Raw genomic sequence first — 22,241 nt, forward strand, 5'->3', positions numbered from 1 at the left:
GTCCTCAACGCTGCTTTGACCACCCCTCCTACCGGAAATAGCACTGCCCATCCCTTTGACCCTTAGACCGCCCTCTCCCCGTCCCCACCTCACGGACAGCCGCGCCCCAAGTTGCCTATACTGCCCGTATGTCCCTCCTTGACATGATCGGCCCCGTGATGATCGGGCCGAGCAGCAGCCATACCGCTGGCGCGTGCCGCCTGGGCTTGGTGGCGCACCACCTGTTGGGTGAAGCACCGCGCACCGCCAGCATCGGCCTGCACGCCAGCTTTGCCAAAACGGGTCGTGGGCATGGTACGCACTTGGCGTTGGTGGCGGGTCTGCTGGGCTATTTGCCCGACGATTCTCGCCTGCCCGACGCCTTTGCCGAGGCCGAGAAAGCGGAGCTGAAGGCCGAGTTTCATGACGTGGATTTGGGCGACGTGCATCCCAATACGGCCCAGATAGACCTGAAGGGCGACACCGGGAGCGTAACCGTGATCGGCAGCAGCACGGGCGGCGGCATCATCCGGGTGGGCAACGTGCAGGGCTTCCGGGTGGATTTCGATGCTTCTCAGCCCACGCTCCTGCTGCGCTACGTAGACACCATCGGCGTGATTGCCCGCGTTGCTACCACCCTCGCTGCCGATGGAGCCAACATCGCCGCCCTCACCTGCGCCCGTGAAAAACGCGGCGGGGACGCACTCTTAGCTATCGAACTCGATCAGCCTCTCAGTGAACCTGCCCTGAATTTTGTGCGGGCATGGGCAGGAATGGCTTGGACGCGAATGCTGCCGAAATTGATGGATGGATAAAAGCGGTGAGTGCTGAGTGGGAAGGTCAAAAGCATAAAAATCAGCCTCCTGCTTGCTTGGTTCGCCCTGATCTCCACTTATCTCACCCCGACCCACTGACCACTCACCCCTTCCCACTTACTCTCCGAAGGAGTTCCCCAAAATGTTGACCCTCACCGACCTGATGAACGCCCCGGCCCCCGCTTCCGGCTGGGTGCTGGCCCAAGACTGCGAGGAAACGGGGCTTGACCCGGCTGATATTCGTGCGGAAATGGCGCGGCGGATTGGAGAAATGCGGGCCAGCATCGAGCGGGGGCTAAGTAGCGACGCCAAAAGCATTACGGGCATGGTGGGCTGGAATGCCAAGGGTCTGTGGGACGCGCCCGACGCCCTGAATGCCCCCCTGATTCGCCGGGTGCAGGCTTACGCGATGGCCGTGAACGAGGAAAACGCCCGCATGGGCCGCATCGTGGCCGCCCCCACCGCCGGAAGTGCCGGAACCATTCCCGGTGCGCTGCTGGGCGTGGCCGATCATTTGGGCATTCCCGATGAGCGGCTGGTAGACCCGATGATTTTGGCGGCGGGCGTGGGCAAGGCCATCAGCAAACGCATGTTCATTTCGGGCGCGGCGGGCGGGTGTCAGGCCGAAATCGGCTCTAGCGCGGCGATGGCAGCGGCGGCAGTCACCGAACTCTTGGGCGGCAGTCCCCGCGCCTGCATTCAGGCGGCCAGCCTCGCTCTGATGAATACCATCGGTCTCGTGTGCGACCCGGTGGGCGGCTACGTAGAAGTGCCGTGCGTGAGCCGGAATGCCTTTTTTGCCGTTCACGCCGTCAGTGCGGCGCAGTTGGCGTTGGCGCAACTGGAATCCTTCATTCCGCCCGATGAGGTGCTGGGCGCAATGGCCCAAGTTGGCCGCATGATGCCCGCCCAACTGCGCGAAACGGCGGAAGGTGGCTTGGCCCAGACGCCCACCGGACTGGCCGTGACCGCCCGAATGGAAGGCCGCCAACCTGACGAGGGTGGCGGCATGATCGAACTCCCGATGGCGTAGGGGAGAGGGTTGAGTGGAAACAAGGCTAAGCGGTGCGGGCGCGGCGGCTTGAGCGTTGGCCGAGGACAGCTCCGGCGTAGGTGAGGGCGGCGCAACCTACCATCATTAGAGCGATCCAAAATTGCATGCCTGAGCTGATTTGCACTGAAGCGGCGAAATCAAATAGATTTGTCCTGAAGCCTTGGCTGCTGCTTAAGGTAATGAACGATGCGATTATATTGATACCACTATCAATTAGCGGCAGAAGGATGAAGCCTGAACCAACAGCCCTCGGAGAGAATTTGAGGCGGCCTAAAAATATTCCAGTTGAGATCAATAGAATGGAGGCGAAAATAAGATAGATCGGAACTCGAAAGGCTAGAGAAGTTTCCAACCAGTCCTCTCCAGTTGGAGTTGAATAAAATAGATTGGATGTCATAGATAGAGTTAGAGAACACACTAGCGCCACCAAAAATCCCGGCACATGATCCCGCCAGCCAAACAACCGCGCCGCCTGGTTCGTCTCGTGCGCCCACCCCGTATCACTCACAGCTTCGGCTTCGTTGTGCATGGCGTCCTTCCAATCTTTGGGCTTCATGTCAACCTTCCTTTGGGCTTAGCAGGAGAGGTTCGCAGGTTGAACGCGAACGAGGCCCCGCATAGGGCAAGAACTAAAATAACGGCGGCGCTCATTGTTTCCAGCCCCGACGAACCTAGCTCTTGCTGTGGCATCAGCGCGTGCAGCACGGCGCGGGTGGCTTCGGCAGCGGGAAAGTACACAATGGCCGCCGAACCGACGGGCATGGGATCAAGGCCGCGCCAAGTGAGGATGAAGGCCAGAGGCGCAGTCAGAACCATGACCGTTTGCCACAGCCAATCTGGGGGCGTGCCTGCCAAAAATTGAACGCCCAGCACTTGCACGGCGGCCAATGCCGCAAACGCCGCCGCACTTTGCCCGAAGCCGCCTAGAATCCGCAGGCGCTCGGCGGCCCGCTGGGTCTGCTCGGCCCATTCCACATCTGGGGCAGCATCGGCCTCGTTGTGCATGGCCTGTTCCCAGTCTTGGCGAGCGGGTAGAGGGGTCATGCGAGGGCCAGCGTCCTTGTGGCCCGCCAACGGGTCACCAGACGAATGCCCGCCCAGATACTGAGGCTGATGATTACTACTTGAATCCAGAACCAAGGATGGGCCATCCAAGGGCCAAGATCAGTCCAGCTAGGGCGGGGATAGAGGTCTGCGGCTTCCAATGGCGAGCCGGGAAAGGGTTTGCCGGGACGGGGAACGAGCGCACCGTTGATGATCTGAAACAGTGGAAAAGCCACAGCTAGAGGGACGCTGAGACGAGGGCTGACCCGGGACAGACCCAGAATGACGCCGACGCACAAAAAGGCAATTACCATCACTAAACCGCTAAACACCGACCACGCCACTTCGGTGGTAAACCAAGGGCGGCTTTGCATGGCGCTGAGACCTTGTTGCACGGTTAACGCATTGAGGAGCAACAGTACGGCTTCCACCACGAGGACTGCCAGCGCGACGCGGCCTGCCGATGCCCAGAAGCGTTGCCGCCGAGCCAGTTGCCGGGCTTGTGCCGCCCAGACGGGATCATTCACACTCTGCGCTTCATGTTCGATGCCTGTTGTCCAGTCCTCGCCATTCATATCAGCGCCCCCTTCATGGCCCCCGCCGCCTGCTCCGGCTTCTCCCGCGCAAGGGTTATGCCGCTGGCGGTGAGGGTGTAGATGTGCCGGGGCGGTTTGCCGGGATGCGGCGAGGCTTCCCACTCGGCGTTCAGGTGGCCCTGCTCGTGCAGCCGTTTCAGGATCGGATACAGCGTGCCACTTTTCAGGTCGGTGGCTTTGCTGAGGTCGTAGCCGTGCATGGACGCTGGGTGCGTGTGCAGCAGCGTTCGCAGGACGGCGCGGGTGTGCGGGCTGGAGTTGGGAGATCGGGGCATGCCATATATCAACATATGTAGAGTTTAAAGTCAAGGGGCTGAACATTTGGTCATCTTGGGCTGCCTACTGCTCTACAGTACCCAGCATGACCGCCAACCACCCCGCCGAAGTCGCCGCCCACTACGCCACCGAGCAGCATTTGCGGACTCGAATAGGAACCCATCGGCGGTACACTGTCGGCCCCGATCTGGAAGCCAGCTTGGATGAATTGCTGCGGCTGACCGGGCAAGAAACCTTGCTAGATGTAGGCACAGGGCCGGGCGAGTTTCCGGGGCGATTGCGGGCGCAGGGACATACAGGGCGGTTGGTGGGCGTGGATTTGTCGGCGGGCATGGTGGAACAGGCCCGCGCCCATCAGCCCGGTGTGGAATTTTTGCAGGCCAGCGCCGATGCGTTGCCCTTTGCTGACGCAACTTTTGATGTGGTCACGGCCCGCCACATGCTCTACCACGTGCCGGATGTCACGGCTGCCCTGACAGAATTCAGGCGAGTGCTGAAGCCGGGTGGCCGCTTTCTGGCCGTCACTAACGCCAGCACTTACATGTCCGAATTGTGGGCGGCGGTGGCTGAGGCCGCTACTCTGGAGCCGTCGTTAGACGCGGTGCGAGCCAGCCGGGGCAGTTTCGCGGCGGCCTTTTCGGAACTGAACGGGGAAGGGGTGGTGCGCGATGTGTTCGGGAATGTCGAGGTCAGCTTCTTGCAGAGTGCGCTGGTGTTTCCAGACTCTCAGCCTGTACTGGATTACTTGGCCTCGCTTCCGTCATGGCAAAACCTATCTGGGCCAGAGCAGGAGCGCGGGTGGGCGGCGGTGGGCCAAGTGCTGCGGCCCCTGCTGCAAGCGGGCGGCTGGCGAGTGTCCAAAACCTTGGTGTTTCTGTCTGCCCGCAAATAATTTTTAGACGGAGACTTCCAACCCCAACGCCGCCCGCAGTTCCTCATGTGTGTGCAGAATCCTGCTTGCACCTGCCGCAATCAGGGCCGCCGCGCCGCTGGGGTGGGCGTGACCGCCAGCCAAGAGTCCCCACACTGCCGCGCCCGCCGCGACTCCGGCCAGTACACCTGTGGCGCTGTCTTCTATCACCACGCAGCGTTCAGCGGTGACGCCCAACTGTGCGGCGGCGTGCAGGTACAAGTCAGGCTTAGGCTTGCCGCGCCCGCCTACGCTGGCTGGGTCATAGGCGTGCTGGCCCACCAATTCTGCCAATCCCGCCGAGGCCAATTTCAGGTGCAGGCGGGTGCGCTCACTGTTGCTGGCAACAGCAAAAGGCAGCCCCGCCGCGTGTAGAGCGTTCAGCGTTTTCCGCGCTCCCTCTATGGCGGGTACGGCCTGAAACGCCGCCGCCAACCGCGTGTCCATCACGTCCGTAAAGGTGTCGGGACGTTGCCAACCGTGATCGGTAGACAGCCATTCGAAGAGGGCCACATGCGTGCTGCCCACCGCCCGCGCCATAAAGTTCTCGCGGTTCATGGTCAGGCCATGCTCGGCCAGCAGGTCTACCCAGACGTTGGCGGCCAACAGTTCACTGTCTACCAGCACGCCGTCTAAGTCGAACAGCACCGCGTCAAATTCTGATCTCATTCCGTGTCACTCTCTGGGCCTTTTTCCCAGCCCGCCAGAATGTGAATGTGGGTATGAAACACCACTTGCCCGCCGCCTTCGCCGCAGTTGACCACGAGGCGGTAATCGGCGGCCTGTTCGCGGGCTACTTTCACTGCCGTCAGCCACAGGCGGCCCATTTCGGCGGCGTCGGTAATCTCGTCTACGCGCTCGGTGTGCCGCTTGGGAATCACCAGCAGATGAATCGGCGCTTTGGGCGCGATATCGCGGATGGCAATGAAATCGTCGTCCTCGAACACGATCTGCGCGGGAATCTCGCGGTCAATGATGCGTTCGAAAATGGTGCGGCCCCGGTTGGCGGTCATGCGCGTAGCTTAGCGGGCCGGAGCCGAAGCTGTCCCGGAGTGATCCAAAAACGGCCCAAGCGCATATAACCCTACGAGAACAGAACGCCACCCCCGGTGGACAGCCCCTTTCCCGCAAACCCCACATTCTGAACGCTCCGAGCCTCATCGCTCAGGCAGCGTCCAGCAGGTGTTGTTGCGCCCCTTTCTAGGAGAACCTGCCATGACCAACCTTGACACTCAGATGGAAACTCCCGCCGCCGACCAGACCTCTATGAACCGCCGCAGCTTGCTCGGAGCGTTGGGCAAGGCGGGACTGGGCGCAGCCGCATTCGGGGCGCTGGGGTCTACCAGCCTTGCCGCACCCGCCAAAAACATCGACGCCGACGTGCTGAACTTTGCGCTGAACCTCGAATACTTGGAAGCGGCGTTTTATCTGGCCGCCGTGGGCCGCATCAACGAACTCCGCGCCATCGGTGGCGACGCCGAAATCCGCCTGCCCGCTGGCCTAGACCGCACCACCGGCATGCAGTTCAAGGATTCCACTGTGCAGGCCTTCGTGAAAGACATTGCCGAAGACGAACTGGCCCACGTGAAGCTGCTGTACGGCGCGTTGGGCAAGGGGGCCGCCCGCCGCCCGGTGCTTGACCTGAGCGCCGCCTTCAATGCCGCTGGGCAGGCCGCGAGTGGTGGAGCCATCAAGGGCTTCAACCCTTACGCCAACGAGCTGTTTTTCCTGCACGGCGCGTTTATTTTTGAAGATGTGGGTGTCACGGCCTATAACGGCGCAGCCACGCTGATTACCAGTCCTGCCTACCTGCAAGCCGCTGCCGGAATCTTGGCGGTGGAGGCTTACCACGCCGGAGCCATTCGCACCTTGTTGTACCAACAGCGTCAGGTCACGGCGGCGGCGGGCCTGTACGTGGGCCAAGTCGTGGGGGCCATCAGCAACCTGCGCGGCAAGGTCGGCGGCAGCAAGGATGCGGGCCTCAGCGACGCGAGAGGAGCCATCATCGCGCCCACCGATAAGAACGCGGTGGCCTATGCCCGCAGCACCCGCGAAGTGCTGAACATCGTGTACCTCGCGCCCAACGCCAGCAGGGGTGGCTTCTTCCCCAACGGTCTGAACGGCAGCATCAAGTAAGGGGAGCGTAACAGCCCTTGTCCTCCCTTCTGAGGGGGGCGTTGCGAAGCAACGGGGGGGTTCACCTTCCACCTCAATCTCTCCAACATCCTGTCAACAGCAACAAAACCCAAACCAAATTTGCCAAATTCGGGCCGTTCCATCACTGGGGCGGCCCGCCGTCTGCTTGCGCGCTCCCGCCTTTGCACTTCCCTCATGCGCCGCCCTGTCCCGGCCCATTCACGGCAAACTCAGGGCATGAGCCGCAAGAAGACTTCTCTGACACGACTCTTGCCCAAGCGCTTGCTGGTGGCTGCGGGCTTGGCTGCCTTGGTGGGCCGCCGCGCCCTGAACACGCCCACAGACTTGACTGGCAAATCGGTGCTGATTACCGGTGGTTCGCGGGGGCTGGGGCTGGCGCTGGGCCGCGAATTTGCCGCACGGGGCGCACACCTGACCCTGATGGCCCGCGACGCCGCCGAACTGGAGCGGGCTGCTGCCGACCTGCGAGGCCGGGGCGCACGTGTCCTCACGGTGGCCGGAGACGTAACTGTAGACGCCGACATTGCTCGTGTCCTTGACGCTGCCGAAGCTGAATACGGACGGCTGGACGTGCTGGCGAACGTGGCTGGCATTATTCAGACCGGGCCGCTGGCGAACATGACCGAAGCCGATTTCCGCGACATCATGGAAATCAATACGTTTGGCCCGCTGAAGATGACCCGCGCCGCGCTGCCCCTCCTGCGGGCTGTGCGGGGGCGGGTGCTGCTGGTGGCGTCGGTGGGCGGCAAGGTGGGCATTCCTCACCTCGCGCCGTACTCGGTCAGCAAGTTCGCGCTGGTGGGCTTGGGGCAAGTGTTGCGGGCAGAGTTGGCGCAAGAAGGCATCACCGTGACCACCGTTTGCCCCGGCCTGATGCAGACTGGAAGCGCCCGCAACGCCACCGTGAAGGGTCAGCACGCCCGCGAATACGCGTTGTTTGCCACGCTGGACAACTTGCCCGTGATTTCTATGGCCGCACCGGAAGCCGCCCGCCGTATGGTGAATGCCACCGTGCGCGGCGACGCCGAGGCCATGATCGGCGGGCCAGCCGTGCTGCTGCGAACCGCGCAGGCCATCGCCCCGCAACTCACCGCCGATCTGATGGCGCTGGGCAACCGCTTCCTGCCCCGGCCCACGCCCAGTGACCGAGGAGTTATAGGCAAAAACGCCGAAAGCCCGATTACCCAGAAGAACCCGATCAAGCGGGCGGCGGAAGCGGAATTTAACGAGTAGGGGAGAGCCGTCTGGGCCGAAGCTCTGGCTCTCTGTCCTCAACCCTGTTGCTCCTGTGCTTGCCACCAGTCGTCAAAGGGGGTCACGGGTACGGTGCGCTTGTGACGGGTCTGGGTATACAGGCGCTCCAGTGTGGCTGACACGTCGCCGTCCACATCGCGGCCCTCCAGATAATCATCGATCTGGGTGTAGGTGAGGCCCAAGGCCACCTCGTCCGGCAGGCCGGGGCGGTCATCCTCTAAATCCGCCGTCGGCACCTTGCGCCAGGTGCTTTCCGGTGCCCCCAGATGCCGAAGCAGCGCGGCTCCCTGCCGTTTGGTCAGCCCGGTGAGGGGCGTCAGGTCTACGCCGCCGTCGCCGTATTTGGTAAAAAACCCGGTCACGGCTTCGGCGGCGTGGTCGGTGCCCACCACCAGCAGTCCTTCCTGCCCGGCCAGCGCGTACTGCGCGGTCATGCGTTCGCGGGCCTTGATGTTGCCGCGCACAAAGTCGCGCAGCGGCAGCCCCAGAGCGGCGGCGGCGGCCTGAGCGCTGGCCTCTGCGGCGGGCTGGATATTCACGGTCACGCAGCGGTCAGGCCGAATAAAATCCAGCGAGGTCTGGGCGTCGGCTTCGTCGGCCTGCACGCCGTGGGGCAGCCGCACAGCCAAAAAAGAGCAGGTGCCGCCCGCCGCCCGCACCTGTTCGGCGGCCAGTTGGCACAGACGGCCCGCGAGGGTGCTGTCCTGCCCACCACTGATCCCCAGCACGAAGCCAGCCGCCCCGGAACGGTTCAGGTAGGCGGTTAGAAAATTCACACGGCGCTGCACTTCCGCAGCGGGGTCGATGCCGGACTGAACGTGAAGTTCACGCGCAATGCGGCGTTGCCGGGACAGGGTGTCGGGCATGGGCGGAGTATGCCATGTCAGGCAGATTTCTGGCCTACCGAGGGTTGAGCAAATCGTGGGAGTTGGGGTTCTGGGCGCGAGATTGAACGGGAACATTTCAATAGTTCCGACTGAATCTGGGCATCCCACGCTGCTTCACTCCTCCCCCTGTTCCTGCTCCAGACACAGGGCAGATAAACAAAAGATTGGGAAAAGAGTCACAATTTGCCCGGCTCGCCCCTTACACTTTTCAGGCTATGACTCAACCCTCAGCTCGTTCGCCTGTGGCCGCTCCCCCGGCTCTGGCGGTAGATGCCGCAATAGACCAGCTTGGCCTGGGCCGATTCCAGTGGCGGCTGCTGCTCATCTGTGGCCTGACTTGGGCCGCCGACGCCATGGAAGTGCTGCTGATGGGCTTCGCGCTGCCTGGCATCAGTGCGGAATTCGGGTTGGCGCGGGGTTCGGCAGACGCCACGGTGTTGCTGACTGCCACCTTCGCGGGAATGCTGGTGGGCGCACTGTTCTGGGGCTGGCTGGCAGACCGGATCGGGCGGCGCACCGTCTTCTTGATCACGGTCATGCTGGGCGTGGTCTTCGGACTACTCGGCGCGGTGTCGCCCACTGTGGCCCTGCTGGTCGTGGCCCGCTTCCTCACCGGATTCGCCATCGGCGGCACGCTGCCCGTGGACTATTCGATGATGGCTGAATTTGTGCCGACGGCCTGGCGCGGGCGATTCCTGGTGTATCTGGAGTCGTTCTGGGCGCTGGGCACGGTGCTGGTGGCGGCGCTGGCGTGGTGGCTCAGCACCGTGTTTCCTCCTGAGGAGGCGTGGCGCTGGCTGTTGGCCGCCGCCGCCCTGCCGGGGTTGATCGGTCTGGTGGCCCGCTTCGGCATCCCCGATTCCCCGCGCTCGCTGCTGAGCCGGGGCCAACCCGCCGAAGCCCGCGCCGCGCTGCTGCGGGTGGCCCAAGTGAACCGCACCACGCTCCCCGATGTGCCGCTGCTGGTTCCACCTCCTGCGCCCCCGGTCACGCCTGCCGCGCTGTTCCGGGGGGCCATGCGCCGCCGCACCGTCCTGCTGGCGCTGGTCTGGTTTGGCCTGAGTCTGGGGTATTACGGAATTTTTTCGTGGCTGCCCAGTGTTCTGCGGGCACAGGGCCTCGATCTGGGCGCGGTCTACCGCACATCGCTGCTGCTGGCCCTGGCCCAGATTCCGGGGTATGTGCTGGCCGCCTACTTGGTCGAGCGGATTGGCCGCCGGGCCACCCTGGTCGGCTATCTGGCCGCCAGTGCGGTGGGAGCTTACCTGTTTTTGCTGGCAGGCACGCCGGGCGCGGTGCTGGCGACTTCTGCGGCCTTGTCGTTTTCGCTGCTGGGCGCTTGGGGGGCGCTGTACGCCTACACCCCGGAACTGTTTCCCACGCCGCTGCGAACGACGGGTATGGGGTTTGTCAGTGGCATGGCCCGCTTGGCCAGTGTGCTGTCGCCCAGCGTGGGGGCCATGCTTCTGACCGGACATCTGAGCGTGGCCCTGACCCTGTTCGCCGTCTGTTTTGCGCTGGCTGCCGCGTGTGCCTGGGCCATCGGGATAGAAACGCGGGGCCAGCGCCTGCCGGAAGCCGTGGTATGACCAAAAGTCGTATGACCACAAACCGCCGCGTAGCCCCAAAACGCCCCAGAAAGGAGGGCCTGTCATGATGGGTTCTGTCATGCCTTCCTTGTCGCCGCTGCTGACCGACCTGTACCAGCTGACCATGATGCAGGGCTACCACCATCACGGGCTGCACACCCACGAGGCGGTGTTCGATCTGTATTTTCGCCGCCTGCCTTTCGAGGGCGGGTATGCGGTCTGGGCTGGATTGGAACCCCTGCTGGACAGCCTAGAGGGCCTGCATTTTGCCGAAGCGGATCTGGCCTATCTGGACACGCTGAACCTGTTTTCCCCCGCTTTTCTGGAGGCGCTGCGGGGCTGGCGCTTCAGTGGGCAGATCGAGGCCTTCCGCGAGGGCCGGGTGGTGTTTGCCCACGAGCCTCTGCTGACCGTGACCGCGCCGCTCTGGGAAGCGCAATTGATCGAAACCCTGCTGCTGAACACGCTGAATTTTCAGACGTTGGTGGCGACCAAGGCGGCCCGCTGCGTGCAGGCGGCGCAGGCCAGCCCTTACGGTGGTCAGGTGGTGGAATTCGGCGCGAGGCGGGCGCAGGGGCCAGATGGTGCGGTCAGCGCGGCGCGGGCGGCTTTTGTGGGCGGCGCAACCGGAACCAGCAACGTGGAAGCGGGGCGGCAATTCGGGCTGCCTGTCACGGGTACCCATGCCCATGCCTGGGTCGAAAGCTTTCCCACCGAGCTCCATGCTTTCCGCGCCTACGCCAGCCTTTATCCCGACAGCACTACCCTGCTGCTCGATACGGTGGATACCCTGCGGAGTGGCCTGCCCAACGCCCTGACTGTGGCCCGTGAACTGCGCGAACAGGGCCATGAGTTGCGCGGCGTGCGGCTGGACAGCGGCGATCTGGCGTATTTGTCGCGCCATATTCGGGCGGCGCTGGATGAGGCAGGGTTTGGAGGGGTGCAGATTGTCGCCAGCAACGATCTGTCGGAATCGGTGATCGCTGGAGTCATTGCCGAGGGGGGCCGAATCGATGTGTACGGCGTGGGCACGCAACTGACGACGGCGGGCGGCACAGGCGGCGGCGCGCTGGGCGGCGTATTCAAACTGGCGGCGCTGCAAGGCGTTCCCAAAATGAAGCTGACGGGCGATCCGGCCAAGTCCAGTCTGCCGGGATCGAAGCACGTCTGGCGGGCCACCGATGAGGCGGGCACCCTCATGCTGGATGTCCTGACACTTGGAGACAGGCCGCAGGCGGGGCAGCGGGTCAGCGATCCTACCAATCCACTGCGGTCAACGGTGCTGGAAGCCAGCATGCAGTGGGCCAACGCCCGCGAGGTGGTCATGCAGGGCGGCCAGCGCACCTCTGCCCCCGAGTCATTGCGGGACGTGCAGGCGCGGGCCAAGGCCGAACTGGCCTGTCTGCCTGCGGGCACGCGCCGCCCGCTGAATCCACACACCTACCGCGTCAGCCTGGGGGGCGATGTGGCGGCCCTGCGGGATCAGGTCGCGGAAGGCCTGCGCGGTCATCTGGGCCAATGAGTCCCGGTGGCCCGCGTGTCATCAGCAAGGTAAATGCAGGAGTGCCCGCCGTCTTCGTGGGCCGGTTTCAGCCGCCGCACGCCGCACATGTCGCCACCATCATTCAGGCTCTGGGGCGAGCGCCGCGAGTGCTGGTGTTGGTGGGCAGCGCCAATCTGGCGCGCAGCATCCGCAACCCCTTCAGCGCTCCCGAACGCGCCCGGATGTTGCGCGCCGCCCTCCAGGAAGCGGGAGCCGATGTTCGTCAGGTCAGGTTCCGCGCTTTGTCAGACCACTTTGATGCAAACCGCTGGGCCGCCGATGTGCGCTGGCAGGCCGCGCAGGTGTTCGGCCCGGCTCAGGCGGTGGCGTTGGTCGGCTTCGAAAAGGATGCCAGCACCGCTTATCTGCGCTGGTTTCCCGGTTGGTCGCGTCTGCCTGTGCCCGAAGCGCCGGGCCTGAACGCCACCGATACTCGCGCCGCGCTGTTTGAGGGCTTGCCTCTGCCCCCCGGTCTTCCCGAATCGGTGCGGGCTTTCTTGACACAGTTTGCTCTGACCCCCGCTTTTGCCCGGTTGCAGGCCGAATGGCACGCCGTCCGGCGACTTCAGGCGGCCCTGCCAGCCGGGGCGCACTTGCAGGAGGAACGCTGGGTGCGCCTGACCGCCCAGCACATCTGGCTTCAGACCCGCACACAGGCGATTGGACGGGGCTTGTGGGAGTTGCCGGGGCGGGTGCTTGCGCCGGGGGTGCAGCCAGGGGCCGTGGCCGACACCGTGTTCGACCACCCGGCCCGGTCACTGGTGGCGCACACTACTGCCCACGTCTACCGGGCCGATCCGCCGCCCGAACCCCGCTACGCCGCCTCGCGCCCGGTTCTCTTGACCACCGCTTTGGCCCGCCCCCGCCGCTTTTTTGAGGATCACCACGTTATTCTGGGCCGCTTTCTGGAGGCCGCAGCCTACTGACACCCTGCACAGGCGTCAGCGTTCCGCCCAAGACTTCGGCCCGCAACCGTGCCAACGCTGCCGCATCTGTCTGCTGCAAAAAGTTGCGCCACGCCACTTCGCGCAGCAGGTCGTCAAACCACGCGGCGGTCTGGGTGCGGCGCTTGGCGGGAAGATCCACCGTAGCTGTATACGCCTGCACCGCTTCCCACACGCTGTCCACGCCTGCCCCAGACACCGATGAAACTTGCAGTACACGGGGGTGCCACACGGCGCTGTGCGGCGTCAGCAGACTCAGGGCCGCCGTCAATTCCGACTGGGCGCGGTTGGCGGCGGCTGGGTCGGTGTCGGCCTTGTTCACCACGCATACGTCGGCCAGTTCCATAATGCCGCGCTTGATTCCCTGTAATTCGTCGCCCGCGCCGTGCAGCGTCAACAGCACGAACAGGTCGGTCATAGCGGCCACCTGGGTCTCGGATTGGCCCACGCCCACGGTTTCTACCAACACCACGCCGTAACCTGCCGCCTCGCACAGCAGCAGGGCTTCCCGCGTGCGCCGCGCCACCCCGCCCAGTGTGCCGCCACTCGGACTGGGCCGAATAAAAGCATTGGGATGCACCGTCAGGCGCGGCATCCGGGTCTTGTCGCCCATGATGCTGCCGCCTGTTCGCGCGCTGCTGGGGTCTACGGCCAGCACCGCGACTCTGTGGCCTGCATCGGCCAATTGCACGCCCAGCGCCTCTATAAACGTGCTTTTGCCCACGCCCGGAACCCCGGTCAGGCCCACGCGCACGGTCTGTTTTCGCTGTCCACCCACTTCGGCCAAAAGCTGTTGCGCCTGCGCCTCATGGTCAGGCCGGGTGCTTTCGGCCAGCGTAATCGCCTGCGCCAGCGCCCGGCGGTTTCCGGCCAGCAAGGGCGCGGTGAGGGGGTGTGCGGCGGGCGGCATAGGGACAGAGTATAGAGCGTGTGGGACGGCTGGAATCAGCGCGGAAAGGCGGCACTTACCTCGTGCAAATTCCCCGTTTCAACAAATCGGGATTCAGCCCCGGCATCCGCCGCACATCCTGACCCCAACCGGGGCGGCGCGTGCCGGATTCGGCCACCTGACGGCCCGCCGCGTCGTATTCGGTGGTCACGTTGTACAGCAGGCCGATAAACCCGGAGGCGCTGGCTTTGGCATACCGCAGCCGCCCAGCCGCGTCGTAGTAGCCGGTAAAACTCCGGGCATTGTCGGGAAACAGGCGCTGGTACTGCACCAGCCTCGGCGTCCCTTTGGCGTCCGCCCAGACTTTCAGCAACGGGATATTGTCGCGTCCGGCGCAGCTTCCGGTCACCTTCACCGCTTTGAGGCCGCCGCTCCGCTGAAGGCTCCGCACCTGCGCCGTTTCGCGCGCCACCGCCACCCGCGCCGCGTTCTGGGCCGCCTGTTGGGTGGTGGGTGGGCGTGTGGTCTGGGCCAGCCCCGAACAGACCAACAGGCAAGCCGTGAACGTGAGGGCATGGGGGCGGGTCATGCTCCGGTTGTATCCCGCCGGGGTGAGGGAAAGGCTGAAGATGGCTGAGGGGGGGTTTAGCTCAGGGGGAGGCACCCTCAGCCCCACTTTCCGCGTCCCGAATCAGGCGCAAGACTTCCCGCGCACTGGTCAGAATGGGGGTGCCGGGGCCGAAGATACCTGCCACGCCCGCCGCCCGCAGCGCCGCGTAATCCTGCTGGGGAATCACGCCGCCCGCGATGACCTGAATCTCGCCCGCGCCCTCGGCCTTCAGTGCGGCGATCAGGTGCGGAATGAGCGTCAGGTGGCCCGCCGCCTGAGAACTGACGCCCACCACATGCACGTCGTTTTCAATCGCTTGCCGCGCGGCTTCTTCCGGCGTCTGAAACAGCGGGCCGACGTCTACGTCAAAGCCCAAGTCGGCAAAGCCCGTGGCGATCACCTTCGCGCCCCGGTCATGGCCGTCCTGCCCCATTTTGACCACCAGCATGCGGGGGCGGCGGCCTTCGGCTTCGGCAAAGGCTTCGATTTCGGCTTGTAGGGCGGCAAAACCCTCATCTCCGGAGTAGCCCTGTGCGTACACGCCCGACAGGGTACGAACCTCGGCGGCGTGACGGCCCCAGACCCGCTCCAGTGCGTCACTGACCTCGCCTACGGTGGCGCGGGCCTGCATGGCGGCCACACTCAGGGCCAGCAAGTTGCCCTCTCCTGTTCGTGCGGCGTCTTCTAGTGCGTCCAGCGCGGCCTGAACTTTCCCGGTGTCTCGCTCTGCCCGCACGCGCTCCAGCCGCGCAATCTGAGACAGGCGCACGGCAGCGTTGTCTATGTTCAGCACGTCTACCGGGGTGGGTTCGCTGGGGCGGTACTTGTTCACGCCCACGATCACGTCCTCGCCCCGGTCTATGCGCGCCTGTTTGCGGGCCGCCGACTCCTCAATTCTCAGCTTAGGCACGCCCGATTCGATGGCCTTCGCCATGCCGCCCAGTTCCTCCACCTCGCGCATCAGTTCCCGCGCTTTGTCGGCCAAGTCCACCGTCAGACGCTCCATCAGGTAACTCCCGCCCCAAGGGTCAACCACGTCTGGAATGCCCGTTTCTTCCTGCAAGACCAGTTGCGTATTGCGGGCAATGCGGGCGCTGAAGTCGGTGGGCAGGCCAATCGCTTCATCAAAGGCATTGGTGTGAAGGCTCTGGGTGCCGCCAAATACCGCCGCCATCGCCTCTATCGTCGTGCGAACCACGTTGTTGTACGGGTCTTGCTCGCTGAGGCTCCAGCCGCTGGTCTGGCAGTGGGTTCGCAGGGCGCGGCTCATGGGGTTGTTGGGCGCAAATCCGGCCATAATTTCATCCCAGAGCAGGCGGGCGGCCCGCAGCTTCGCCACCTCCACATAAAAATTCATGCCAATCGCAAAAAAGAAGCTCAGGCGCGGCGCAAATTCGTCCACGTCCAGCCCTTTTGCTAGGGCCGCCCGCACGTATTCCAGCCCATCGGCCAGCGTGTAGGCCAGTTCCAGCGCGGCATTTGCCCCGGCTTCCTGCAAGTGGTAGCCACTGATGGAAATAGAGTTGAATTTGGGCATCTCGCGGGCCGTAAATGCGATGATATCGGCCACGATTCGCATGGAGGGCGTGGGCGGATAAATGTAGGTATTCCGCACCATAAATTCTTTGAGAATGTCGTTCTGAATGGTGCCCGACAACTGGGCACGCGGCACGCCTTGTTCCTCGCCCGCCACGATATAGGCGGCCAGCACAGGCAACACGGCCCCGTTCATGGTCATGCTGACCGACATTTCATTCAGCGGAATGCCGTCGAACAAAATCTTCATGTCTTCCACGCTGTCGATGGCCACGCCCGCCTTGCCCACGTCGCCCACCACGCGCGGGTGGTCGGAGTCGTAGCCCCGGTGGGTCGCCAAGTCGAAGGCCACGCTCAGGCCTTTTTGCCCGGCAGCGAGGTTGCGGCGGTAAAAGGCGTTGGATTCCTCGGCGGTTGAAAAGCCCGCGTATTGCCGAATCGTCCACGGGCGCTGGGCGTACATGGTGGCGCGGGGGCCACGCGTGTAGGGCGGCAGTCCGGGCAAAGTGTCGGCCTGCGGCGGCAAGTCGGCCCGCGTATACATCGGTTTAAGAACCAAGCCTTCGGCGGTGGTGCGGTTCAGCGTCTCCGGGTCAGCGCCGCGCAAATCCTTGCGGGCCATCGCCTTCCACGCGCTCAGGTCGGCGGTGATGTCAGTGGGGGTGGTCATGGTGGATGCCTCCGTATGCCGACATGATGCCACGCAAAACCTAACGGGCGTTTGGGTTGGGGCGCGGAACAGGGGAGAAGCTGCCCTCTTCATTGTTCAAGCATTCACATTGTGGGATTTCATCAGGCTGTTGCCCACGCTGCACCGGTTAATGGCAGATGATTCAGTCTGGCGCTCGCGTTCGTAAGCAGGATGAATCGCGCGGCTGACTGCCCACTTCGGAGGTTTTCCTATGTTCAATGCTCTGCGTTTCGCTGCCCTCGCCACCGTTTCCCTCACTCTTGCCAGTTGCGCTCCCTCCATGGTGGGCACGCCCGTGCCCGTGACTGATGTGAATGCGGGTCTGAACAGTTTGCAGCGCCTCACGGTTGCTCAACCCAGTCCCACCTCCGTCTCTAACGGCCTCACCCTGACCAGCCCAACGTTTACCAACGGAGGCGTGTACCCCGGCGAGCATGTCGCCAACGGCTTTGGCTGCACTGGCCCCAACACCAGCCCCGCCCTGAACTGGACGGGTGTGCCTGCCGGAACCCAGAGCCTCGTGCTGACCAAATATGACCCCGACGCGCCGACGGGCAGCGGCTTTTGGCACTGGAGCGTGTACAACATTCCGGCCACCGCCACCGGACTCGCGGCGGGCGCGGGCAACACGGGCGGCACGCTGCCTGCCGGAGCCTTGCAACTGAATCACGACGGCGGCGCACCCGGCTTCGTGGGAGCCTGCCCGCCTGTAGGCGACAAGCCCCACCGTTACGTGTTCACGCTGTACGCCCTCAGCAAAACGCTGGATGTGCCCGCCACCGCCAGCCCCGCTTTCCTCGGCTTCAACCTGAACGGGATTACGCTGGCCAAGACGAGTCTCACTGCTTTTTACAGCCGCTAAACAGACTTGACTTCGGCCCCTTCCGGCGTTGGGAGGGGCCGCCTGATAGCCTGATATTCTGCCCGAATCTAATTCAGACTGGCTGTTCTGTTCCCCAACAACGTGAGGAATGTTAGACTAGGCGGCGTGAGTGTTCCCGCCCAACCTGCCGCTCCTGATTCCGGTTCTCGTCCTGTGAAGCTGGCCCCCAGCATCCTCTCCTGCGATTTTGCGCGGCTGGGAGAGGAACTGTCGGCCATTGCCGGGGCCGATTATGCCCATGTGGACGTGATGGACGGCGCGTTCGTGCCCAACATCAGCTTCGGCCTGCCTATTTTGGCGGCGGCACGGCGTGCCAGCCCGCTGTTTATGGATGTCCACCTGATGATCGAGCGTCCTGAACGCTATCTGCGCGACTTTGCCGAAGCGGGGGCCGACGGAATTACGGTGCATGTGGAGGCCACCCAGCACATTCACCGCACCCTGCAATCTATCCGCGAGTTGGGCAAGCGGGCGGGCGTGACCCTCAACCCCGGCACGCCGCTGGAGGCTGTGCGCCCCGTACTGGCCGACGTGGATCTGGTGTTGGTCATGAGCGTGAATCCCGGCTTCGGCGGTCAGAAGTTCCTTCCAGCCAGCCTAGAGAGGGTGCGAACCTTGCGCCGTTGGCTGGATGAACTGGGCAGCGACGCCGAAATAGAAGTGGACGGCGGCGTGACCCCGGCCAATGCCCGCGCTCTGGCCGATGCGGGCGCAACCGTGCTGGTGGCCGGAAGCGCTGTGTTTGGGTCAGACGGCGGCGCGGCGGGCCTAGAACGCCTGCGGGCGGCGCTCGTATGAGGCTGCGCGTAGACCTGTTGCCACACGGCAATTACCCCGATGTGGTGCTGGTCATCGACGTGCTGCGGGCCACCACCACTGCCGTCGCTTATTTGGAGCGCGGCGCGGATGCCTTGCTGCTCACCTCCTCTCCCGAAGTGGCCCTGAATTTGCGTTCCGACAATGCAGAGTCTGGCCTGCTGCTGGGCGGCGAACGCGGCGGCTTGCCTATTCCCGGCTTCGATTTCGGCAACAGCCCCGTAGAAGCAGCGGCGCAGAACTTTACGGGCAAAACGGTGGTCATGAACACCACCAACGGCACCGGAGCCGCCCACACCGCCGCCCAAACGGGCAAGCACATCTTGCTGGCCGCCCTGACCAATGCCCACGCTGCTGCCCGCCGCGCCCGCGCCATTGCCACCGAGGAAATTGCGCTGGTGTGCGCCGGAACCGATGAGCGCGTGAGCCTAGAAGACGTGTACGCGGCGGGTGTACTGGCCGAATATCTGCTGGCTATGGGCGAATTCACCATTGACGACGGCGCACGCATCGCTCTGACCATGCGCCGCAACGCCGGAAACCCTATCGAGGCTTTAGGCAGTGCCGGACACGGAGCGCGGCTCGCCAGCCTCGGCTTAGGCGAAGACGTGCGCTACGCCGCGCAACTCAGTACCAGTACGCTGGTGCCTACATTGGCCGACAGCAGCGACGTGGCTGGTGCGCTGCGGTTCGTGGCGGGCTGAACGTTGAACCTTGTGTCGAGCTAAAGAGGACTGAGGGCCTGCTGACCCTTCCCCGCCCCCAGACCCGCTACCCTGTTCCCCATGACGGCCCCAGATTCCCTCTCCCTGCCCTTTGCCCTGCCTGACGTGACGCCCGTAGACTCTGTGGACTGGGCGGCCATTCCCAGCCCCGCCTTCGTGCTGGACGAATCGCGGCTGCGGCGCAACCTGACCCTGATTTCGCGGGTGCAGCAAGAAAGCGGCGCTCAGATCATCGTGGCCTTCAAGGGCTTTTCTATGTGGAGTGCTTTCCCCATGCTGCGCGAATACGGCATTACCGGAGCCACCGCCAGCAGCCTGAACGAAGCGCGGTTGGCGTCCGAGGAAATGAAGGGCGAGGTGCATGTCTACGCGCCCGCCTACAGCGACAGCGAATTTCCCCAGATTTTGGCGCTGGCCGATCATCTGGTGTTCAATTCCTTTTCGCAGTGGGAGCGCTACAGGCCGCAGGTGCAGGCCGCCCGCGCCGCCGGACAGGTGGTGCATGTGGGCATCCGCGTCAACCACGAATACGGCGAAGTCGAAACCGATTTGTACAACCCGGCTGGCCCCTTTTCCCGCTTAGGCGTCACCCGCCGCGAGTTCCGCGAAGACCTGCTGGACGGTGTAGACGGCCTGCATTTTCATAGCCTCTGCGAAAACGACTCTGGCACGCTAGAGCGCACGCTGGAAGCCTTCGAGGAAAAATTTGGCGAATTCCTGCCGCGCATGAAATGGGTCAACTTTGGCGGCGGCCACCTGATGACCCGCGAAGGCTATGACATCCCCCGCCTCATCCGCGTGATCCGCTCCTTCCGCGAACGCTACGGGCTGCACGTGATCTTGGAACCCGGCAGCGCCTTTGGCTGGCAAACGGGTTGGCTGGTCAGCAGCGTGCTGGACGTGGTACAGAACGTGAAACAGGCCGCCCTGCTCGATATTTCGGTCAGCGCCCATATGCCCGATGTGTTGGAAATGCCCTACCGCCCCCGCATTCTGGGTGCAGGCGATCCCGGCCACGCCACTGCTGATGGTCTGGGGCAGGAATACATCATCGGCGGCACGACTTGCTTAGCGGGCGACGTGATCGGGGAATACGCCTTCCCATACGCGCTGAAGGTGGGTGACCGCGTGGTCTTCGACGATATGATTCACTACACGATGGTCAAAACGTCATTCTTCAACGGCGTCAAGCACCCCGACATCGGCATTTTGCGGGAAGGCGGGCGCTACGAAGTGGTCAAGACGTTTGGCTACGAAGAATTCAAGGCGAAACTGAGCTGAAGCGGCAGTAATTGGCCGCACGGGTATAAAGCTTTCGCCCTACCTCAGACCCTTTGACCCTAGACCCTTAGACGCCCCGATCTCAACGGGCCATCCCACAGAAAAGCGCCCGACACCACTTCCGGTGCGGGCGCGTCTTCTGATCTCAACGCGGGTGCTGTTCTACTGCTTATGAGGGGCGGAGAGCCTGTGCCGAGGCGGGGTGTTCAGCCCGCGCCAGCGCCGTCATTCAGACCCGTTCCGGCGGTTCGGAGCTACCGGAAAAACGGGAGAAGGGTGACCGAACAGGGGACGCCGAGTGTGGGGCATTGGCAATCAGTCCTGCCCGGTTCCGGGAGAGTGCAGGGGGGAGGTTCCTTCTCTTGTCAGTCGGGCCAACGGGCAAGTTGCACAGCCTTCAGCCCGAAATGCCTTATTTGCGGTAGACCTTCACCACACCGTTGACCGTGCGGATCGTGCCGCCTTCGAAATCTGCTGCCCACGCGCCGCCGATGAGGTACTGGTCACGGGTGGGAAAGCCGAGGAACGAGCCGCTGCCGCCGAGGCCCTGATAGGTTTTCAGGACGTTGCCCACCAGCCAGAAGGTGCCGTATTTTTCGGTGCTGTACAGTGCGCCGTTTTGGAAGAATCCGTACAGGCCGTTGGTGCCGTAGGGATTGCGGGGAATGACTTTTTCGTCGCCTGCCGCCCAGCCGAGGCGCGTGGGCGGGCGAGTCGCGCCGTTTTCGGCGGTGGCGAGGGCCAAGTAGCGATCCAGAATGCGGCCATGCACTGCGTAGGAGCGGCTGCTGCCGTTGGCGTGCAGCAAAACGGCGTCTCCGTATGCGCCTACACCGTTGAATTTTTGCCACAAACCGTCACCCCAAGCTCCGGCGTAGGTGGTCGCGTCGCCCAAAGACTCGCTGCCCTTGAGGCGGTCATAGGCTTCGACCATCGCCTGATCGAAGGAGCCGTCCTGCTTTTGTCCGGGCTGAATTTGGGCGGTGGGCTGAGGTTGTGGTGTGGGTTGTGGGTTGGGCTGAGCAGGAGTGCCGGGCGTGACCGTTACGGTTCCGGTTGCGCCGCCCGTGTTGCCTGTGCCGCCCGTTTGTCCGTTGCCGCCTTGCCCGCCTGCACCCACGCGGAAGGTCGCAACGTCCGTGACCCACGCATCGGCGGGCAGCGGATTGACCACGATGCTCAGCGCACGGGCCAAGTTTTCCTGCCCCTGTACGCGCACCTGTGCAAAGCCCTCGTCGCCTACGAAGCGGGCAATGTCGTCCAAATTCAGTTCTTTTTTGCTGGCGAGGGCCAACAGGCGGTCTTGTCCGTTGGGGCCAGCCACTGTCAGGGTGTATTTGGCGGCCTGTGCGGGAAACACCCGCGTCACGCCTGCCTGTACGAAGTTGCTTTCTTCGTAATTGTTGGGGAAAAACAGGTCGATTTGACCGTTAGCGTTCACGTTGAACAGGTACACGTAGGCGTCGCCGTTGGTCTTGATGCCCACGCTGACTTTTTCACCCTTGCGGTACACCGGGTTCTGGTTGCCGCTGGCGTCCTTATTCACCCAGACCTGGACATCCAGTTTCGTTTCTACCGGATTCACGATGATGCTCTGGGCGCTGATTTTGGCGGGGCTGGCACTGGCAATGGTGGCCGCGCCGAGGCCGAGCAGTAGGGTCATCATGGTCATGGTTTTGGTGTTCATGGGGGAACCTCCGAAATGAGTGGGCGGAATGAATGGGCGCTGGGGTTGGCCTTCTGGTGTGGGCAAGGTAGGGCG

General features: G+C 63.7%; 23 protein-coding genes. 12 read left to right on the forward strand and 11 right to left on the reverse strand.

The features are described 5' to 3' along the window. Positions 1-128: 128 nt before the first annotated feature. Both sdaAB and SU48_RS06055 read left to right on the forward strand, forming a co-directional pair. Entirely contained in the window at positions 129-794 is a 666-nt protein-coding gene (gene sdaAB / locus SU48_RS06050; protein WP_064014466.1) for an L-serine ammonia-lyase, iron-sulfur-dependent subunit beta, read from the forward strand. Between the two features lie 145 nt (positions 795-939). Then, complete coding sequence (locus SU48_RS06055; protein ID WP_064015881.1) at positions 940-1,827, forward strand: L-serine ammonia-lyase, iron-sulfur-dependent, subunit beta; 888 nt, start codon at positions 940-942, stop codon at positions 1,825-1,827. A 25-nt stretch (positions 1,828-1,852) separates the two neighbouring features. On the opposite strand, the gene SU48_RS06060 is transcribed toward SU48_RS06055, so the two are convergent. From SU48_RS06060 to SU48_RS06075, 4 genes are read right to left on the reverse strand one after another with little or no spacing between them, the layout of a single operon-like run. Further along, positions 1,853-2,404: a hypothetical protein gene (locus tag SU48_RS06060; protein ID WP_064014467.1), complete on the reverse strand. Its 552-nt coding sequence runs from the start codon at positions 2,402-2,404 to the stop codon at positions 1,853-1,855. Continuing rightward, positions 2,401-2,892, reverse strand: coding sequence for a hypothetical protein (locus SU48_RS06065; RefSeq protein WP_157451094.1), 492 nt, complete (start codon positions 2,890-2,892; stop codon positions 2,401-2,403). Before SU48_RS06065 ends, SU48_RS06060 begins: the two co-directional genes overlap by 4 nt. Next, the gene (locus tag SU48_RS06070) at positions 2,889-3,467 is read right to left on the reverse strand and encodes a hypothetical protein (protein ID WP_064014469.1); all 579 of its coding nucleotides are present in this window, start codon (positions 3,465-3,467) and stop codon (positions 2,889-2,891) included. Before SU48_RS06070 ends, SU48_RS06065 begins: the two co-directional genes overlap by 4 nt. Continuing rightward, on the reverse strand, positions 3,464-3,763 hold the full coding sequence (locus tag SU48_RS06075; protein ID WP_064015882.1) for a PadR family transcriptional regulator: 300 nt from the start codon (positions 3,761-3,763) through the stop codon (positions 3,464-3,466). Before SU48_RS06075 ends, SU48_RS06070 begins: the two co-directional genes overlap by 4 nt. Positions 3,764-3,849: 86 nt before the next feature. On the opposite strand from SU48_RS06075, the gene SU48_RS06080 reads away from it, so the two are divergent. Further along, positions 3,850-4,656 (forward strand): class I SAM-dependent methyltransferase, encoded by an 807-nt coding sequence (locus tag SU48_RS06080; RefSeq protein ID WP_064014470.1) that lies wholly within the window; start codon positions 3,850-3,852, stop codon positions 4,654-4,656. A 3-nt stretch (positions 4,657-4,659) separates the two neighbouring features. Here the strand turns inward: SU48_RS06080 and SU48_RS06085 are convergent, their stop codons facing one another. Continuing rightward, on the reverse strand, positions 4,660-5,343 hold the full coding sequence (locus tag SU48_RS06085) for an HAD family hydrolase (RefSeq protein WP_064014471.1): 684 nt from the start codon (positions 5,341-5,343) through the stop codon (positions 4,660-4,662). Beyond that, entirely contained in the window at positions 5,340-5,687 is a 348-nt protein-coding gene (locus SU48_RS06090) for a histidine triad nucleotide-binding protein (RefSeq protein ID WP_064014472.1), read from the reverse strand. Before SU48_RS06090 ends, SU48_RS06085 begins: the two co-directional genes overlap by 4 nt. Before the next feature lie 202 nt (positions 5,688-5,889). Between SU48_RS06090 and SU48_RS06095 the strand changes: the two genes are divergently transcribed. Then, positions 5,890-6,810 (forward strand): ferritin-like domain-containing protein, encoded by a 921-nt coding sequence (locus SU48_RS06095; protein WP_064015883.1) that lies wholly within the window; start codon positions 5,890-5,892, stop codon positions 6,808-6,810. A gap of 237 nt (positions 6,811-7,047) precedes the next feature. Continuing rightward, complete coding sequence (locus SU48_RS06100; RefSeq protein ID WP_064014473.1) at positions 7,048-8,064, forward strand: SDR family NAD(P)-dependent oxidoreductase; 1,017 nt, start codon at positions 7,048-7,050, stop codon at positions 8,062-8,064. Positions 8,065-8,102: 38 nt separating this feature from the next. On the opposite strand, the gene nadE is transcribed toward SU48_RS06100, so the two are convergent. Then, a complete protein-coding gene (gene nadE / locus SU48_RS06105) occupies positions 8,103-8,951 on the reverse strand; it encodes an ammonia-dependent NAD(+) synthetase (protein ID WP_064014474.1) in 849 nt (282 codons plus the stop codon). A 236-nt stretch (positions 8,952-9,187) separates the two neighbouring features. Here nadE and SU48_RS06110 point away from each other — a divergent pair, with 236 nt between their 5' ends. The 3 genes from SU48_RS06110 to SU48_RS06120 all read left to right on the forward strand — a co-directional run bounded on the left by SU48_RS06110 (position 9,188) and on the right by SU48_RS06120 (position 13,030). Beyond that, positions 9,188-10,561 carry an MFS transporter gene (locus tag SU48_RS06110; RefSeq protein WP_064014475.1) on the forward strand — a complete coding sequence of 458 codons (1,374 nt, stop codon included), beginning with the start codon at positions 9,188-9,190 and terminating at the stop codon, positions 10,559-10,561. A gap of 79 nt (positions 10,562-10,640) precedes the next feature. Beyond that, positions 10,641-12,083: a nicotinate phosphoribosyltransferase gene (locus SU48_RS06115; protein WP_064014476.1), complete on the forward strand. Its 1,443-nt coding sequence runs from the start codon at positions 10,641-10,643 to the stop codon at positions 12,081-12,083. Further along, positions 12,080-13,030 carry an adenylyltransferase/cytidyltransferase family protein gene (locus SU48_RS06120; RefSeq protein ID WP_064014477.1) on the forward strand — a complete coding sequence of 317 codons (951 nt, stop codon included), beginning with the start codon at positions 12,080-12,082 and terminating at the stop codon, positions 13,028-13,030. The genes SU48_RS06115 and SU48_RS06120 overlap by 4 nt, the downstream gene beginning before the upstream one ends. On the opposite strand, the gene meaB is transcribed toward SU48_RS06120, so the two are convergent. The 3 genes from meaB to scpA all read right to left on the reverse strand — a co-directional run bounded on the left by meaB (position 12,993) and on the right by scpA (position 16,753). Beyond that, on the reverse strand, positions 12,993-13,958 hold the full coding sequence (gene meaB / locus SU48_RS06125) for a methylmalonyl Co-A mutase-associated GTPase MeaB (RefSeq protein WP_064014478.1): 966 nt from the start codon (positions 13,956-13,958) through the stop codon (positions 12,993-12,995). The genes SU48_RS06120 and meaB overlap by 38 nt on opposite strands. Before the next feature lie 55 nt (positions 13,959-14,013). Next, complete coding sequence (locus SU48_RS06130) at positions 14,014-14,526, reverse strand: hypothetical protein (protein ID WP_064014479.1); 513 nt, start codon at positions 14,524-14,526, stop codon at positions 14,014-14,016. 61 nt (positions 14,527-14,587) lie between these two features. Continuing rightward, positions 14,588-16,753, reverse strand: a complete 2,166-nt coding sequence (scpA, locus tag SU48_RS06135; protein ID WP_064014480.1) for a methylmalonyl-CoA mutase — start codon at positions 16,751-16,753, stop codon at positions 14,588-14,590. A gap of 232 nt (positions 16,754-16,985) precedes the next feature. Here scpA and SU48_RS06140 point away from each other — a divergent pair, with 232 nt between their 5' ends. From SU48_RS06140 to nspC, 4 genes are all read left to right on the forward strand, one after another. Then, on the forward strand, positions 16,986-17,636 hold the full coding sequence (locus SU48_RS06140; RefSeq protein WP_064014481.1) for a YbhB/YbcL family Raf kinase inhibitor-like protein: 651 nt from the start codon (positions 16,986-16,988) through the stop codon (positions 17,634-17,636). Between the two features lie 126 nt (positions 17,637-17,762). After that, on the forward strand, positions 17,763-18,455 hold the full coding sequence (gene rpe / locus SU48_RS06145; RefSeq protein WP_064014482.1) for a ribulose-phosphate 3-epimerase: 693 nt from the start codon (positions 17,763-17,765) through the stop codon (positions 18,453-18,455). Beyond that, a complete protein-coding gene (locus tag SU48_RS06150) occupies positions 18,452-19,177 on the forward strand; it encodes a 2-phosphosulfolactate phosphatase (RefSeq protein WP_064014483.1) in 726 nt (241 codons plus the stop codon). The genes rpe and SU48_RS06150 overlap by 4 nt, the downstream gene beginning before the upstream one ends. An 81-nt stretch (positions 19,178-19,258) precedes the next feature. Beyond that, positions 19,259-20,479, forward strand: coding sequence for a carboxynorspermidine decarboxylase (nspC, locus tag SU48_RS06155; protein ID WP_064014484.1), 1,221 nt, complete (start codon positions 19,259-19,261; stop codon positions 20,477-20,479). 412 nt (positions 20,480-20,891) lie between these two features. On the opposite strand, the gene SU48_RS06160 is transcribed toward nspC, so the two are convergent. After that, positions 20,892-22,166: a DUF4384 domain-containing protein gene (locus SU48_RS06160; protein ID WP_064014485.1), complete on the reverse strand. Its 1,275-nt coding sequence runs from the start codon at positions 22,164-22,166 to the stop codon at positions 20,892-20,894. Positions 22,167-22,241 lie beyond the last annotated feature (75 nt).

Origin of the sequence: Deinococcus puniceus, from assembly GCF_001644565.1 — a bacterium.
Lineage (GTDB): Bacteria > Deinococcota > Deinococci > Deinococcales > Deinococcaceae > Deinococcus > Deinococcus puniceus.